Source organism: Clostridium sp. HBUAS56017, from assembly GCF_007115085.1.
Lineage (GTDB): Bacteria > Bacillota > Clostridia > Clostridiales > Clostridiaceae > Clostridium > Clostridium cibarium.
The window spans coordinates 59,599-76,137 of record NZ_SULK01000006.1 but is presented as its reverse complement, the minus strand read 5'-3'; the positions used below and the strand labels follow the sequence as shown (position 1 = coordinate 76,137).

Annotated in this window: 13 protein-coding genes and 1 pseudogene; all 14 read left to right on the top strand. The window is 30.1% G+C overall.

Features of this window, described 5'->3' with window-relative positions; translation table 11 throughout:
• Positions 1–339: 339 nt before the first annotated feature.
• Positions 340–1,317: a type I phosphomannose isomerase catalytic subunit gene (locus FAY47_RS07425; protein WP_143316065.1), complete on the top strand. Its 978-nt coding sequence runs from the start codon at positions 340–342 to the stop codon at positions 1,315–1,317.
• A gap of 206 nt (positions 1,318–1,523) precedes the next feature.
• A complete protein-coding gene (locus FAY47_RS07420) occupies positions 1,524–2,375 on the top strand; it encodes an undecaprenyl-diphosphate phosphatase (protein WP_143316064.1) in 852 nt (283 codons plus the stop codon).
• Between the two features lie 225 nt (positions 2,376–2,600).
• Positions 2,601–3,701 carry a 6-phosphofructokinase gene (locus FAY47_RS07415; RefSeq protein WP_143316063.1) on the top strand — a complete coding sequence of 367 codons (1,101 nt, stop codon included), beginning with the start codon at positions 2,601–2,603 and terminating at the stop codon, positions 3,699–3,701.
• Between the two features lie 92 nt (positions 3,702–3,793).
• Positions 3,794–4,573, top strand: coding sequence for a serine hydrolase (locus tag FAY47_RS07410; protein WP_143316062.1), 780 nt, complete (start codon positions 3,794–3,796; stop codon positions 4,571–4,573).
• Positions 4,574–5,027: 454 nt separating this feature from the next.
• Entirely contained in the window at positions 5,028–8,492 is a 3,465-nt protein-coding gene (locus tag FAY47_RS07405; protein WP_185966760.1) for a pectinesterase family protein, read from the top strand.
• A gap of 129 nt (positions 8,493–8,621) precedes the next feature.
• On the top strand, positions 8,622–8,858 hold the full coding sequence (locus FAY47_RS20620) for a hypothetical protein (protein ID WP_207706228.1): 237 nt from the start codon (positions 8,622–8,624) through the stop codon (positions 8,856–8,858).
• Positions 8,859–9,016: 158 nt separating this feature from the next.
• The gene (locus FAY47_RS07400) at positions 9,017–10,870 is read left to right on the top strand and encodes an HIRAN domain-containing protein (protein WP_143316061.1); all 1,854 of its coding nucleotides are present in this window, start codon (positions 9,017–9,019) and stop codon (positions 10,868–10,870) included.
• A 347-nt stretch (positions 10,871–11,217) separates the two neighbouring features.
• Positions 11,218–12,138 carry an aspartate carbamoyltransferase gene (gene pyrB / locus FAY47_RS07395; RefSeq protein WP_143316060.1) on the top strand — a complete coding sequence of 307 codons (921 nt, stop codon included), beginning with the start codon at positions 11,218–11,220 and terminating at the stop codon, positions 12,136–12,138.
• Complete coding sequence (locus tag FAY47_RS07390; protein WP_143316059.1) at positions 12,139–12,573, top strand: aspartate carbamoyltransferase regulatory subunit; 435 nt, start codon at positions 12,139–12,141, stop codon at positions 12,571–12,573.
• A gap of 13 nt (positions 12,574–12,586) precedes the next feature.
• Positions 12,587–13,783 (top strand): dihydroorotase, encoded by a 1,197-nt coding sequence (locus tag FAY47_RS07385; protein ID WP_143316058.1) that lies wholly within the window; start codon positions 12,587–12,589, stop codon positions 13,781–13,783.
• A gap of 10 nt (positions 13,784–13,793) precedes the next feature.
• Positions 13,794–14,663 (top strand): orotidine-5'-phosphate decarboxylase, encoded by an 870-nt coding sequence (gene pyrF, locus FAY47_RS07380; protein ID WP_143316057.1) that lies wholly within the window; start codon positions 13,794–13,796, stop codon positions 14,661–14,663.
• A gap of 10 nt (positions 14,664–14,673) precedes the next feature.
• Positions 14,674–15,417, top strand: coding sequence for a dihydroorotate dehydrogenase electron transfer subunit (locus tag FAY47_RS07375; RefSeq protein ID WP_143316056.1), 744 nt, complete (start codon positions 14,674–14,676; stop codon positions 15,415–15,417).
• Between the two features lie 18 nt (positions 15,418–15,435).
• Positions 15,436–16,332, top strand: coding sequence for a dihydroorotate dehydrogenase (locus tag FAY47_RS07370; protein ID WP_143316055.1), 897 nt, complete (start codon positions 15,436–15,438; stop codon positions 16,330–16,332).
• 12 nt (positions 16,333–16,344) lie between these two features.
• Positions 16,345–16,539 (top strand): annotated as a pseudogene (locus FAY47_RS20875) (orotate phosphoribosyltransferase); the annotation flags it as partial.

The following is a 16,539-nucleotide window of genomic DNA, read 5'->3' as shown; positions in this document are numbered from 1 at the left end:
GACAATGTATAGGGCTTTAGGTTGTAAGTAGAACATCTTCCGGATATTATGAGAATATACAAAAAAGAATTAATAATACAAAGAGTAATTGTAAAAAATAATATTTTTATATAGATATGATTCAAATTAGAAGTTAATATTCATAAATTAATATCTAGGTTAATGAAGCTAGAGTATATTAAAAGGGAAAATGATAATTGAAATAGTTTTTTTTGTGAAGTATACTAGAAAAAAATAGGAATATAGATGAGTTTTATAAATTTAAATATTATAAAGATGGCTTTATAATTTATTTAAATATCTGTTGTTCTGTGAAATTAAGTAATAGGAGGTAATAGAATGTATCCAATAAAATTTGAAAGTTTATATTATGAAAGAATATGGGGCGGAAGGGAATTGGAGAAATTTAGAACTGATGTTCCAGATGGCAATATAGGTGAAAGCTGGGATATAGCTTGTCATAAAAATGGTATTGGAATAGTTGCAAATGGAGAATTCAAAGGAACTAGTTTTAAAGAACTTATTGAAAGTAATGGGGAAAAAATAATCGGGAGAAAGATTGATAAGGAAAAGTTTCCTTTATTAATAAAAATTATCAATGCAAAGGATAAATTATCAGTTCAAGTTCATCCAGATGACGAGTATGCAGAAAAGGTTGAAAAAGATTTAGGTAAAACTGAAGCTTGGTATATCATTGATGCAAAAGAAGGTGCGAGCTTAGTTATGGGAACAAAGGAGTGTGACAAAGAGAACTTTAGAGAGGCACTTGAAAAAGGTGAGTTAGATAAGTATTTAAATGTGATTCCTGTTAAAAAAGGTGAGTTCTATTATGTAAAAAGTGGACTTGTGCATGCAATATGTGAAGGTGTAACTGTTGCTGAAATACAACAAAGTAGTGATACAACATATAGGGTTTATGATTATAATCGTGGTAGAGAAATTCATATAGATAGGGCTCTTGATGTGATTGATTTTAATTTAAAATCAGAAGATGTAAAGGGAATAACATATAATGAAGATGGATATGATAAAATTATTTTGTGTTTAAGTGAGTTTTTTACAATACAAAAGTATGTTGTGAAAACAAAAGTGGTAGAGTATAGTGATAAAGATAGATTTTATTTGTTTACTTGTGTTGATGGAGAAGGAAAAATAAAATCGTTGGAGTATGAATTAGAAATTAAATTTGGGGATAGTATACTAATTCCAGCATATTTGGGGAAGTATGTACTTGAAGGAAAATTTACCTTGTTAAAGAGCTATGTGCCAGATTTTGATAAAGAGAAAAAAGAAATTTTAGGTAGAGTAATAAAGTAAATGTTGTAATGAGATCCGCTCGGAGTAAAAAAATAATGTTCTGAGTGGATATCTTTAGTTAATACAAGCTAATTATAAATTAATTTGTTTTTTCTTTATTTCTTAATAATTATTCAAGATAATATTAAAAATAAATGAATAAAATAGACAATAAACTATTTAGTAAGTATAATTAAACGGTAATTTTAAGAAAGAGAGTGATATGAGTGGGATTAGATTTTGTTTTTATATTTAAAGCGATAATAATAGCTATAGTCGAAGGTTTGACGGAATTTATACCAGTTTCTTCTACTGGTCATATGATTTTAGTTGGGGCAGCAATTAATTTTACTGGTGATTTTGTAAAAATGTTTGAAGTAGTAATTCAATTAGGAGCAATATTAGCAGTAGTAGTTTTATATTGGAAAAAGATTAAGGACAGTGTTATAGAGTTTTTTAAATTTATATTTACTGGTGGGAGGGAAGGAAAAACAGGTTTTAGATTTGGGATAAATGTAATTATAGGATCTATTCCAGCAGGAATTGTAGGCGTTCTATTTTATAGTAAAATTAAGAGCTTGTTTAGACCAGAAGCAGTTATAATTGGTTTTATAGTTGGTGGTATATTACTTATAATAATTGAAAATATGTTTAGAAAAAGAAAACATGCTACAAAAAATATTGATAATATAACACCAATTCAATCTGTCAAAGTAGGTTTGTTCCAAGTACTTTCTATGTGGCCAGGTATGTCTAGAAGTGCATCTACTATTATGGGAGGGTGGATAGCTGGTATATCAACTCCGATAGCAGCTGAATTTTCATTCTTCTTAGCTATTCCAGCTATGATAGGTTCATCAGGAAAAGATCTATTTGAATTTGATTATTCCGTTATGAATACAACAACTTGGGTAGCTTTGGTTGTAGGATTTGTAGTTGCATTTTTAGTATCTTTAGTGGTTATGGATAGATTTGTAGCTTTTTTACAGAAGAGACCAATGAGAGTATTTGCAGTATATAGAGTAGCTGCAGGGATATTATTAGCAATATTAGTGTTTACAAAAGTGATTACATTATAATTTAGAATACCTAAGATAAACAAAATTTATCTTAGGTATTTGTACATATTGATAAAATATATACAAAGTACTTTTAAGTTGGAAATAATTGTGGTATCATAATGCTTATAAGAGGTATATTTGTCATGCTAAATGTAGACGATATCTTTATATTTTTTTTAAGAAAATTGTCAGAAAATAAAGACAATTGACGAGTGTTAGTTTATGGGTAGAGGGGGATTTAAAATGGCTGAGAAAATTAAAAAGATAGCTTTGTTAACAGGGGGCGGAGATTGTCCTGGGCTTAATGCGGTTATTAGAGCTGTTACAAGAACTGCAATATTAAATTGTGGATATGAAGTGATTGGATATAAGTTTGGGTATAGAGGGTTGTATAATAATGATTTTATTCCTCTAACACTTGAAACTGTATCTGGTATACTTAGCAAGGGTGGAACAATTCTTTATAGCTCAAATAAGGATAACCTATTTGATTATCAGATACTTGAAAATGGGAAAATGGTTAGGAAAGATGTATCTGATGTAGCTGTTGAAAATTTAAAAAAAGAAGGAGTGGATGTATTAGTTGTTATTGGTGGAGATGGAACATTAACATCTGCTAGAGATTTTTCAAGGAAAGGCGTTAAAGTTATAGGAGTGCCAAAAACTATAGATAATGATTTAGCATCAACTGATGTAACTTTTGGATTTAATACAGCAATTGATGTGGCTACCGAAGCTTTGGATAGACTTCATACTACAGCTGAATCTCACCATAGAATTATGATTTGCGAAGTAATGGGAAGAAATGCGGGATGGATTGCCCTAGAATCAGGTATTGCTGGATCTGCGGATGTAATTTTACTTCCTGAAATACCTTATGATATTAATAAAATTGTTGAGAAAATTGAACAAAGAAAAAGTGAAGGTAAATTGTTTACAATTATAGTTGTGGCAGAAGGAGCTAAATCGAAAGATGGAGATGTTGTAGTATCGAAAATAGTTAAGGATAGTCCAGACCCAATTAGATTAGGAGGCATAGGAAATAAGCTTGCTGATGATTTAGAGCGGTTAATAAAAGATCATGAAGTAAGATGTACAGTTCTTGGGCATATTCAAAGAGGAGGAACAACATCTACTTTTGATAGAATATTATCTACTAGATATGGCGTGGCAGCGGTAGAATTGATTAATGAAGGAAAGTTTGGGCAAATGGTCTGTCTTAAAGGTGATAAAATATCTTCAGATAGTTTAGAAAATGTAATTGGTCAAAAAACTAAACAAGTAAGTCCTAAAGGGGAATTAGTTATGATAGCCAAAAAGATAGGCACATCCTTTGGAGACTAGATAGCAATGGGCACTAATTCGTTTGAGTTAGTGCTTTGGTGATATAAATTTATTTAAAGTTTCAAAAGAGGGTTGATTCATAGGAGGGTATTATGAAAGAGATAAAGAGATATTTAGAGTCAAGAATAGGGAGTTATGGATTCTTTTTTGAGGATCTATCAGGCGGTTTTGTTTATGGTTATAATGAAAACGTACAAATGGTTGCAGCGGGGTGTATGAAACTTCCTATTGCTGTTTCGTTAATAAAAGCTGTAGAAGATAAAAAAGTAGGATTTATGGATAGAATTCAAATAAAAAGAGAAGATAAGGTTTTTGGGACAGGAATAATTCATGAATTTGATGAAAGAGAATATACAGTATTTGAACTTTTAGTTGCTATGCTTATACAAAGCGATAATACTGCTGCAAACAAAATAATTGATATAGTGGGAATTGATGTAATAAATACAGATATAAATAAAATGGGATTGAGGAATACATCTCTAAATAGAAAGACAAATGATGAAAGAAATAGAAAAAATAATATAGAAAATATAACAACTGCATATGATCTTTCAACTGTATGGAGACACTTATATAAGGGTACCTTCCTAAATAAAAAAAATAGTACAATGCTTGTTGATATATTGAGAAGACAACAAATAAAGAACAAGTTGGCACTTTATATTCCAGACGATTTAAAGTTTGAGATTTCAAGTAAAACTGGAGATAAAAAAGGTGTAGAAAATGATACAGCATTAATACAAGTGCAGAAAGGCACATTCGTATTTACAGTTTTATCAAGTTGTATACCAAACAGTGTATATGGAACAGTGACTTTAGCAAAATGCGGAAAAATGATGTGGGATAATATCATGAATAACTGGCATTGACTCAAAGTGGCATAACCTCTAGGAATCTAGGGGTTATTTTTTTATTTTCAATAATAGTTTTTTAGCTTGAAATGATATGTAAAATATTTAAGTGATTTATAATATATACAAGTTAAAAGCCTTTTTTATATGTAATGTTTATTGATAGTTCTTCATATGCATGATTAATAATATGTTTTCAAAGAGATTTCTAGTATACATCATGTGGATAGATATATATTATTGAATATTTATCCGTGAAAAAAAGAGAAAAGATTTAGCTAAAAAAACAAAAAATATATTTTTTGTTTGATATTCTGTAAAATTTATAGTAAAATATAGCTGAAATCGTTTAATATACCAATTTGAAAGTAATATAAAAAATATAAAATGGAAAAAAGAGGAAAATACGTATTGGTATACAACATGTAACAATATGCTAAAATATGAAACTATTTTTAAGGAGAAGATGTAGATGAGAAAAAAATTTTTATCAATTTTAATTTGTGCAACCATCATTGTTTCCCAAGGATTAGTAAGTCCAACTACAGCAAAGGGTGAAGTGATAAATAATGCAGTTTCTGAAAACGTTATAAAAAGTAAAAAAATTAATGTGATTGTTGATGGAAAATATACCGGAGTTAATGGACAAGAAGTAAATAAAATAAAGATGTTTAGTACGGTACAAGCTGCTATAAATTCAGTGCCAGAAGATAATACAAGTGAAGTTATTATTTATATAAAGAATGGTACATATAAAGAAAAAATTAATGTTACACAACCAAATGTAATATTAAAAGGTGAAAGTAAAGATAAGACAATTTTAACTTATGATGCAGCAGCTGGTACTACTAAGTTAACTGAACATGGGGGAGATGGGATAACAACTTATGGAACAACAGGTTCAGCTAGTGTTACAGTAGGGCCATTAGCAACAGGTTTTTCAGCTGTAAATTTAACAATAGAAAATTCTTTTGACGAAATAGCTCATGCAGACATGGAAAAGAAGCAAGCTGTTGCACTAAAAAATGAAGCTGATCAAAGCGTTATTGTAAATTGTAATCTTATAGGAAATCAAGACACATTATATGTAAATAAAAATAAACAATATTTTTATAATTGTTTTATTCAAGGAGATGTTGACTTTATCTTTGGTGCAGCTACTGCAGTATTTGAGAATTGTGAAATAAATTCTGTAGAAAGAGAAGGTGTTACTCCTAAAGGATATGTAGCGGCTCCAAGCACTTTGGTGGATACTTCGTATGGATTCTTGTTTTTAAATTCAAAATTAACAAGTAACATAGATGATGCAGGAAGTGTATATTTAGGAAGACCATGGCATCCAAGTAGTGTAAAGACTCAAGTAAAATCAAGTGTTGTATATAAAAATTGCGAAATGGGAAAGCATATATCTGAAGAAGGCTGGTCACAAATGAACGGACAGTTACCAAAAGATAACTTTATGTGTGAGTATGGAAGTACAGGTGAAGGTGCTAAATCAAATGCAATTAGAAAAGTGCTATCAGATGTAGAGGCTAGTGAGTTTACAAAGGAAAAAGTATTTGCTGGTTGGGATGTGAATAGCAGAGTAAATGAATTAAATTCAATTAACAGTAACTTTTCAACTAATGCAACAAATCAATCAGAACAAGTTAAATGGAATTTTACAAGGTTTGGGGCAACAACATCTGAAGAAAATAACACTGTTCAAGTTGATGATAAGAATAAGACTGTAACATTAACTTCGGGTAGAAAAGATGGTACACATCCTGGAGGAAAGATTGCTGGATCTAATGATGGTATTTCCTATTATTACACTGAAGTAGATGCATCTAAAAACTTTGAAATATCAGCTGATGTAAAGGTTAATTTCTTTGAAAAGATAAAGCCAGATAATCAATGTGGATTTGGAATTATGGCAAGAGATATATTAGGTGTGGAAAATGATGCTTCAGTTAGCCCATCAAATATGGCACTTGTTGGAGGGTACCAAGCTAAGATGATGTCTGTATTTAGAAATGGAGTAACAAAAGATCTTAGCGGAAAAATTACGATGGAAAATCCACACGTGTTCAGTGGAAGACCGGCTAATGATGGTACATCAACATATAAGTTAAAACTCAAAAAAACAAATACTGGATATATTGCAAGTATTGATGATGGTGAAGAAATAACATATTATAGACCAAAACAATTAGAAGTAATAGATAATAAAATATATGTTGGGTTTTTTACTGCTCGTATAGCATCAATTACTGTCTCCAACATTAATTTTACAACTTCAGATGTAGCAACTGATCCAAAAGGATTGCCAGAACCTGAACAAGTAGTAGTTCCTGCTGTAAATGTATTATCATCAAAGGATACAGGATCTTCTAAATATAAGTTGTCTCTAAATAATACAGTAGAAGGAAATATAAGTGTTAAACAGGATGGTAACTTAATTTATGATAGTAAAGTTCAAAAGAATGAAGAATTAAATATAGATACAAAGCTTAATCTTAGAACAAATCAATTTGAGATAACTTATATACCTGCTAAAACATCAATCAATGCAGATGTAACTCCTAGAACAATTACTCATAATGTATTATATAAGAGTTATGGAGTAGAAAATGGAGATGTATACGTTTCTCAAGAAGGTACAGCAAATGGAAGTGGTTCAATTGATAACCCAATAGATATTAGCACGGCATTAAAATATACAAATGATGGACAAACTATCAAAGTTAAAGGTGGAACTTATAGTTTAAAATCACCATTGAAAATAAATAAAGATAATAGTGGTACTGCAGAAAAAATGAAAACATTAACTACCTATGATGGTAAAAGAGCTACTTTTGATTTTAACAAAACATGTGATGGATTAACAATAGGAGGAAGTTACTGGCATGTATATGGTATTGATTTATGTAATACAGCAGATAAACAACATGGAATAACAGTATCAGGTAATAATAACATAGTAGAAGATGTTAAAACTTATAAAAATGGAGATACAGGTCTGCAAATTAGTGGATCACTAGACGATTCAAAAAATAAGTGGCCTAAAAATAATCTAATTCTAAATTGCGAATCGTATGATAATATGGATGGAGCAATGAATAATGCAGATGGATTTGCAGCAAAAATCAGTGTCGGATCTGGAAATGTATTCCGAGGTTGTATATCTCATAATAATTGTGATGATGGATGGGATTTGTTTTCAAAACTTGAAGTTGGATCAATTGATCCTGTTTTAATTGAGAATTGTGTAGCTTATCAAAATGGAAAGCTAACTGATGGAACTCTTACAAAAGGAGATGGTAATGGATTTAAGCTTGGTGGTGAAGGTATACCAGTTAAACATGCTCTTAAAAATTCAATATCCTTCGGAAACTGTGCTGCAGGGATAACTGGAAATAGTAATCCTGCAATTATAGTGGAAAATTGTATATCGGTAGATAATGATGTTAACTATAGCTTGGATTATTATACAGGAGCTATTCTTAATTACCAATTGAAAAATAATATTTCTTATAGAACTATAGCTGGTAAAGCAGATTCAGTTCCTGATATGGTAAGAGGAGAAAATAATTACTTTTATAATGGCACAGATACTGAGAATATAGATGGTAAAAGAATTGAAGCATCAGCATTTAAGAGCACAGAAATGCCTAAAACTATAGGAAGAGATAGTAATAATAATATAGATTTAGGTAGTTATATGGTTTTGGTTGATAATATCTTTGGAGATAATACTGATCCTAAAAAAGAAAATACTAAAGGGGATAGGCAATCTATAATACAAAAGACAGCAGGCGAAGTTATATCAACTGAAACTAATAATGGTTTAGAAAAAGTTAGTAGTGCAAAAACAGGAGATGTAGGGGCGTTGGGAGTTTTTGGATTAGGATTTGCTTCGTTAATAGGTACGATTATTAGTAGAAAAAGAAGATAAGAGTTATGTACAGAAATTTAGTAGGATATATAATTTATCTTCTGTAGAGCTTAGAAGGTTACTTTAAAAAATTTATTTTTAAAGTAACCTTTTGTTTTTGTAAAGAACTTAGAATACATTTAGGATAATATGAATAGATATATTATAAGTTATTGTATAGTTAATCGCTTTACTAAAAATCAACTTAGTAAAAAAGCTTATGCAAATCAATTTGGAGGTATATATATGGAGGATTCATGGATAGAACCTAAGATGATTGATTTTGGAAATAATGAAATGAATAAAGCGGAAGAAACAATTAACAAAGAATGTGATGAAATTTATAAAGAAGACAATAATGCAACGAGAAAGCAAAAGAGAAAATAATATTTTTGAGAAGAGGGAGAAATTCAATGAATGATGCAATTCTTCCTCTTTTTGTAGAGGTATATGATTGTTAGGATTTATTTACAAAATCATATAAATTTTGTATAATGATTTAAATTTGTTAAAGGTAAAATATTTAGCTAAAGGATGGTGAAAATATGGGTAGTATCTTCGAAGAATTAAGAACATTAAAGGAATATAAATATGATTTAGGTAAAAAAGAGCTAGAGTATATTTACATTTCTGAAAGTATGCCAGTTAATGAACAATTAGATCTAGCGGATTATCTCATTGAAGAAATAAAAGATATATACGATAAAAATATTTTATACCCTAAGTTTCACTTAGAGGATATTCTATTAATTTATTATATGAATCCACTTATAAATAAGATCAATATTTTAATTATGGAAAATGTATTGAATGAAGTATGGGTAAGAGAGTTTACAGAAAATTTAATATATAAATCAGAGACTCCTTGGCATGTAAAATTAGGATTAATCTTATCTAGTAGATATCTATCGGAAGAAAAATTACCGGAGCTTTTTGATGTTTTTTCTAGAAGTGGGGAATATATTTTTTATTTAATGAATACTATTAGAAACCTTAAGGGATATAATAATTATTTAGTTGAACTTTCAAAGAAATCTAAAGGAACTATTAAAGTATTTGCTATAACTAATATAGAATATTTTAGTCCTAAAATAGTTTCGTATATGATTGAAGAAGGATATAAAGACGAGATATATGAAGAACTTTTAATTAATTATATTTTTACTACTATTAATTTAGAAAGATATTTAGAAAATATTGATAAGAAAAGGTTAGATAATTTGTCATATTTAATATGCAGCTATTTAAGGAAAAATGAATTTTCTATAATTAAATCTAAATATAATCTAATTGGAAATTATCTTTCCTTAGTAAATAGTATTGGCGATAATTTTGAAAATCTAAATTCAATTTTCTTAATAAGAGAAGGAATAGCTCAAGATGAAACTCTAGAGTGTGATATAGAAGAGTTGGAAAAAGAATTAAATAACTTATTGGAAGATGAGAAATGGATTGATGTGTTTAAGAAGGGGATTAAAGATAAAGAAGGATTAAGTGAAGATGTTATTGCTTTGGCAGATTTTTATGATTATCAATTAGAGTATAAAGATTTATTTCTATATTTAGAAAGAGATCATAAAGATTTTAATATATACTGCTATCTAATTGAAGAGGGCAGAAGGGAAGATAAATTAAAACTTTTAAATTATTTCACAAATCATTTTTGTATAGATAAAATTTGTAGAGGGGCACAAGATATAGATGATAAGGAACTAAGCAAAGAAAATATAATATCTATTATATTTTCTTTGCTAATTAAATCATTAAAAGATATCTATCCATATGGTAAGGAAATTGCATTAAAAGCCTTAAATGGAGAGATTAACAAGATTAGAGCTGAAGCTATAAACTATCTTTCTAGGTATAAGGATGAACTTAATGAACAGCAGTTAGAAGAAATAAAAGTAGCTTATAATAGTGAACCAAATGAAGAGGTAAAGTTTAAGATGAAAACATTGTTGTTTAGTTGTGAAGAAGGGAAAAAGGAATATATAGATATAAACAATAAATCTATAAATGAACATATTAGTGATGTTTATTTATTAACAACAGATGTAGTAGGATGTCAATATAGATATAGAAGATCATTAGAGGATGAGCTTGAAAATAGTAAGATATTTTATTTGCAAATAGAAGAAAATAATTCTTATGATAATAGAGCGATTAAAGTCGCAGGAGAAAGTGGGTTCGTTATTGGTTACATTTCAAGAAGCGATAATTATATTTTAAGTAATTTGTTAAAAGGTAAAAAATATTTATATGGTAAAATTGAAAAATATAATCTTGAAAATAATTCTATAAAAACAAGAATATATTTAAGCTATAAGGATGTAATTGAATCTATAAATGATACTATTTCGATGTTGCATGGAAGTAACACTGGAGGATTTTTGAATTAAAGTTTAAGTAAATTTATTATTTGAAGTTAGTGGTAATAATATTAAGTCTATCTTTTCATTGCTTTAAATAAATTTATTATATGATAACATTGACAATAGATTCATTAGGTGGTATTCTTAACGAAAGAAAAACCTTTAATTTGATCCAGAGAGGTCAGTAAGGAAAGTTATTTAAACCATTATGAACTAGGATTATTACGCCTTCCTTTAAATTAAAGGAAGGCTTTTTTATGTAATATGTTGATTTAAATATACAGTTAATGCAAGGTAATAAAAACATTAACATATATTCAAATATATAACCTTTAATTTTAGCTCGGAGAAGTTAAGAAGGAGTGAGAACATTAATGATGAATAAACATTTAATAGACCCAATGGATTTTTCAGTAGAAGAACTAGATGAAATCTTCGAATTAGCACATCAAATTATTAACGATCCTAAAAAGTTTTCAAAGATATGTGATGGGAAAATTTTAGGTACTCTTTTCTATGAACCTAGTACAAGAACAAAATTTAGCTTTGAAGCAGCGATGATGAGACTAGGTGGCAAAATCTTAGGTTTTTCGGAACCAAATTCCAGTTCGGCATCAAAAGGTGAAACCCTTGCAGATACTATAAAAATGGTATCTATATATACAGATATAATTGCAATGAGGCATCCTAAAGAAGGATCAGCGAAGGTAGCAAGTCTTTATTCCGGTGTTCCAATAATAAATGCAGGTGACGGAGGTCATCAACATCCAACTCAGACACTAGCAGATTTACTTACAATAGAATGTTTAAAGAAAGGCTTGAGAGGGCATACTGTAGGAATTTGTGGAGATTTAAAATACGGTAGAACTGTTCATTCACTAATAAAAGCTATGTCTAGATATGAAGGAACTAAGTTTGTATTAGTATCGCCTAAGGAATTGAAGGTTCCAAATTATATTAAACAAGAATTTATTGAAAAGAATCATATAGAGTTTATGGAGGTAGAGAGACTTGAGGATGTAATGGAGAAAGTTGATATTCTTTATATGACAAGGATTCAAAGAGAAAGATTCTTTAATGAAGAGGAATATTTAAGGTTAAAAGATAGTTATATATTAGATGCAGAGAAAATGAAATATGCACGAGAAAATATGATTGTAATGCATCCTCTTCCAAGAGTGAATGAAATAGCAGTTGAAGTAGATGATGATAATAGAGCTGCCTATTTTAAACAAGCAGAATATGCAATGTATGTAAGAATGGCGTTAATGTGTAAGCTTTTGGGGGTGGTGTAGATGTTAGAGATAACAAGTATTAAAAATGGGCTTGTAATAGATCATATTATTGCAGGTATGGGAATAAAAATATTTAATTATTTAAACTTGGATAAATCAAAAGATAGAGTTGCATTGATAATGAATGCTGAGAGTAAAAAGCTAGGAAGAAAAGACATAATAAAAATTGAAAAAGATAATTGGGATGATATAGATTATACAGTTCTTGGACTTATGTCACCATCAATAACTATAGATGAAGTTAGAAATTGTGAAGTTTACAAGGTAAAGCCGAATTTACCGGAGAAAGTCACAAATATATTAAAATGTAAAAATCCAAGATGCATAACTGGAGTTGAAAAATATGTTCCCCATTCATTTGTTCTAATGAATAAAGAAGAAGGGACATATAGGTGCGAGTATTGTGATGATATAACAAAATTATCAGAAGTTTAGTTGAGGTGGTTAGATGAATTTATTGATTAAAAATGCAAGAATATTAGATTGTAGCCAAGATTTTTTGGGCGATTTATACATAGAAAATGGATTAATAAAAGAAATAGCTTCTGAAATTAATAAAGAAAATGTAGAAAGAATAGATGCTAAAGGCTTAACATTAATGCCATCTTTTATCGATACACATGCTCACTTTAGAGATCCAGGTTTAACTTGGAAGGAAGATATTGAAACGGGATCAAAAGCAGCCTTAAGAGGTGGATATACAGGCGTTTGCCTAATGGCAAATACCAATCCCGTAGTTTCAAGTAAAGAAACTTTAGAATATGTAAGGAGTAAAGGAAGAGAATTAGGTCTTATAGATATACATCAGTGTGTTTCTATTACAAAAAATTTTGATGGTAAGACTTTAGAACATCTAGAACTAATTAAGGATGATAAAGGAATTAAAGCTATATCAGATGATGGCAAAGGCGTTAAGGATTCAAGAATAATGATGGAAGCTTTAAATAAAGCTAAAAGCTATGGTTGGATAGTGATGTCACATGCTGAAAGTCCGGAATTTTCAAATTTAGATATGAGGCTTGCAGAAGATATGATGACTTTAAGAGATATAGAATTGGCAAAGTATACTGGTGGCAGGCTTCACATGGCACATGTATCAACTAAAACTTCAATGGAGTATATAATAGATGCAAAACTTAAGGGAGCTAGCGTAACTTGTGAGGTAACACCTCATCATATATCATTAACTAGAGATATTAATGACTATAGAGTAAATCCACCAATAAGAGAAAAGGAAGATGTGGAATTCTTACATTATGCAATAAAGAATGGTTTTGTAGATACAATTGGAACAGATCATGCACCTCATACAGCAGATGAAAAACTTAAAGGTTCACCTGGAATGGTAGGTCTTGAAACTGCATTTTCTATTTCTTATACAACCCTAGTTAAAGGAAATGTAATTTCCCTAGAAAAGTTAAGTGAGCTTATGAGTAAGAATCCTGCAAAGCTTTTAGGTATGAATAAAGGGACTATAAGTGTTGGGAAAGATGGAGATTTAGTTCTTGTCAATCTAGATGAAAAGTATAGGGTAGATTCAAGTGAATTTGCTTCTAAAGGAAAAAATACACCATTTGAAGGTATGGAGTTTTATGGTGAGATTGAAGCGACAATAAAAAAGGGGAAAGTCTTATATAAGAAATAGGAGGAATTTTATGAGTACAATAATGGATAAACTATACAAAAGAGTTGAAGAAAGAGGAGTTGTTTGTGTAGGGTTAGATACATCTATTGATTATGTTCCAGAACATATAAAAAGTGAGAGGTCAGAAGAAGATGCAATTTTTATGTTTAATAAACAAATAATTGATGAAACAGTAGGTGTAGCAGCATGCTTTAAGGTTCAAATAGCTTATTATGAAGCTATGGGGATTTCAGGAATGATGGCTTATACAAGAACTCTAAAATATTTAAGAGAAAAAAATGCAATAATAATTGCTGATATTAAACGAGGGGACATAGCTGCAACAGCAAAGATGTATGCAAAAGCTCATTTTACTGGAGATTTTGAGGCGGATTTTATTACATTAAGTCCTTATATGGGAATGGATAGTATAGAACCTTATTTGCCTTATCTAGAAGGAGGGGAAAAGGGTATATTCAGTTTAGTTAGAACGTCTAATAAGGGAGCTGAAGATATAGAATATTTAGATACAACTTCAGGAGATAAAGTTTATCACATTGTTGGTGATAAGCTCATGAGTATAGGCGAAAAACTTATATCAAAATGTGGTTATCACCCTTTAGGTGGAGTTATAGGTTGTACTCATGTAGAAGAAGGAAAAGCTTTAAGGGAAAGGTTTAAATCTATGTTTTTCTTAATACCTGGTTATGGGGCACAAGGTGGTAAGGCAGAAGATGTAGCTATGTATTTAAATAATGGCAATGGTGGAGTTGTAAATTCTTCAAGAGGAATATTGCTAGCTTACCAAAAAGAAAATAGACCAACTGAATTTGCAAAATGTGCAAGAGAAGAAGTAATAAGAATGAGAGACGAAATAAGAATGGCTGTAGATAAACTTTAGGGAGGAAATTATGAGTATTACATATAGAAGATCAAAGATAATCTCAAATGAAAAAGTTGTTGATAATATATATAAAATGGTATGCCAAGATGAAAATGATATAAAGCCTGGGCAATTTTATATGTTAAAACTAAACGGACAAACTTTACTTCCAAGACCGATAAGTATATGTGAAAAGGAAGGAAATAAGATAACATTTCTTTATGCAGTTGTGGGAAAAGGGACTGAAGAATTTTCAAAACTTGTGGAGGGAAATGAAGTGGCTTTAACAGGGCCTTTAGGAAATGGGTTTAATATTGATGAAAATCTAGGGAAAGTGGCTATAGTAGCTGGAGGTATAGGAACAGCTCCTATGGTTGAAGTTTCAAAAAGACTTAGGAATAAACATAAAGATGAAATTATAGATGTATATGTAGGTTTTAGAGATGACATATATTTAATAGAAGAATTCTCAAATTACGCTGATAAAGTTGAAGTAGCAACTAATACGGGAAAGCATGGACATAAGGGGTTTGTAACAGAGATATTTAATCCGGAAAAATATGATACAGTTCTTTGTTGTGGACCAGAGGTAATGATGAAGGCAGTTGTTGATATGTGCAAGGAAAAAGGAGTTAAAGTTTACATTTCCATGGAAAAGCATATGGCTTGCGGAGTAGGTGCTTGTCTAGTGTGTACATGTAAGACTAAAAATGGAAATAAGAGAACTTGTAAAGATGGTCCGGTTTTTGATGGAAGCTATGTAGAATTGTAAGCCAACGGAGGTATGGAAATGTTAAAAGTAAATATAAATGGAATTGATTTCAAGAATCCTGTTATTGCAGCTTCAGGAACCTTTGGTTTTGGTGCGGAATACAATGATTTTTATGATGTAGGAATACTTGGAGGGATATCTTCAAAAGGATTAACTTTAAAACAAAAAGAAGGAAATGATGGAATAAGAGTGTTTGAAACTCCATCAGGGATGATGAATTCAGTGGGACTTAATAATCCTGGAATAGATGGATTTATAAAAAGTGAACTTCCTAAAATGGAGGAGTTAGGTACAAATATATTAGCTAATGTTGGTGGTGGATGTTTTGATGATTATGCTGAAGCGGTGGAAAAGATTAACAATACAAATGTACAGATAATTGAACTTAATATATCTTGCCCTAATGTAAAGGCTGGAGGAATGGCCTATGGAATTAAGTCAGAAGTAGCTTATGAATTCGTTAAGGAAATCAAAAAGATAGCCAAAAAGCCATTAATGGTTAAACTATCACCAAATGCAGAAAATATAGTTGATATGGCGTTGAAATGTGAAGAAGCTGGAGCAGATTCATTGAGTTTGATAAATACACTAAAGGGATTAGCTATAGACGTATATAAAAGGAAGCCGGTTTTTGATAATGTATATGCAGGTCTTTCTGGTCCAGCAGTAAAACCAGTAGCATTAAGAATGGTTCATGAAGTAGCGAAGGCTGTTGAGATACCAGTTATAGGACTTGGAGGGATTTCAACTGGTTTGGATGCAATAGAATTTATGATGGCTGGAGCTAATGCTGTTCAAATAGGTACAATCAACTTTAGTAATCCGTTAGCAGGTAAAGAGATAATAAAAGAGATGGAGAATTTCTGTAAGTCACAAGGAATAAAAGATATTAACGAAATTGTAGGAATTGTTTAGGAGGAATTTAGAATGAAATCATATAAAGAAGAGTTTATAGAATTTATGATAGAATGTGGAGTTTTAACTTTTGGAGATTTTGTTACAAAGAGTGGGAGAAAAACACCGTTTTTTGTAAATACAGGAAATTATAAAACAGGAAGTCAGTTGAAAAAACTTGGAGAGTTCTATGCTAAGGCAATAAAAGAAAAATTTGAAGATGATTAT

Excerpts from the sequence above, each read along its gene's own strand:
- FAY47_RS07425 (WP_143316065.1), top strand. The coding sequence starts at position 340 with ATGTATCCAATAAAATTTGAAAGTTTATATTATGAAAGAATATGGGGC.
- FAY47_RS07415 (WP_143316063.1), top strand. The coding sequence starts at position 2,601 with ATGGCTGAGAAAATTAAAAAGATAGCTTTGTTAACAGGGGGCGGAGAT.
- FAY47_RS07410 (WP_143316062.1), top strand. The coding sequence starts at position 3,794 with ATGAAAGAGATAAAGAGATATTTAGAGTCAAGAATAGGGAGTTATGGA.
- FAY47_RS07405 (WP_185966760.1), top strand. The coding sequence starts at position 5,028 with ATGAGAAAAAAATTTTTATCAATTTTAATTTGTGCAACCATCATTGTT.
- FAY47_RS20620 (WP_207706228.1), top strand. The coding sequence starts at position 8,622 with ATGAATAGATATATTATAAGTTATTGTATAGTTAATCGCTTTACTAAA.
- FAY47_RS07400 (WP_143316061.1), top strand. The coding sequence starts at position 9,017 with ATGGGTAGTATCTTCGAAGAATTAAGAACATTAAAGGAATATAAATAT.
- pyrB (WP_143316060.1), top strand. The coding sequence starts at position 11,218 with ATGATGAATAAACATTTAATAGACCCAATGGATTTTTCAGTAGAAGAA.
- FAY47_RS07390 (WP_143316059.1), top strand. The coding sequence starts at position 12,139 with ATGTTAGAGATAACAAGTATTAAAAATGGGCTTGTAATAGATCATATT.
- FAY47_RS07385 (WP_143316058.1), top strand. The coding sequence starts at position 12,587 with ATGAATTTATTGATTAAAAATGCAAGAATATTAGATTGTAGCCAAGAT.
- pyrF (WP_143316057.1), top strand. The coding sequence starts at position 13,794 with ATGAGTACAATAATGGATAAACTATACAAAAGAGTTGAAGAAAGAGGA.
- FAY47_RS07375 (WP_143316056.1), top strand. The coding sequence starts at position 14,674 with ATGAGTATTACATATAGAAGATCAAAGATAATCTCAAATGAAAAAGTT.
- FAY47_RS07370 (WP_143316055.1), top strand. The coding sequence starts at position 15,436 with ATGTTAAAAGTAAATATAAATGGAATTGATTTCAAGAATCCTGTTATT.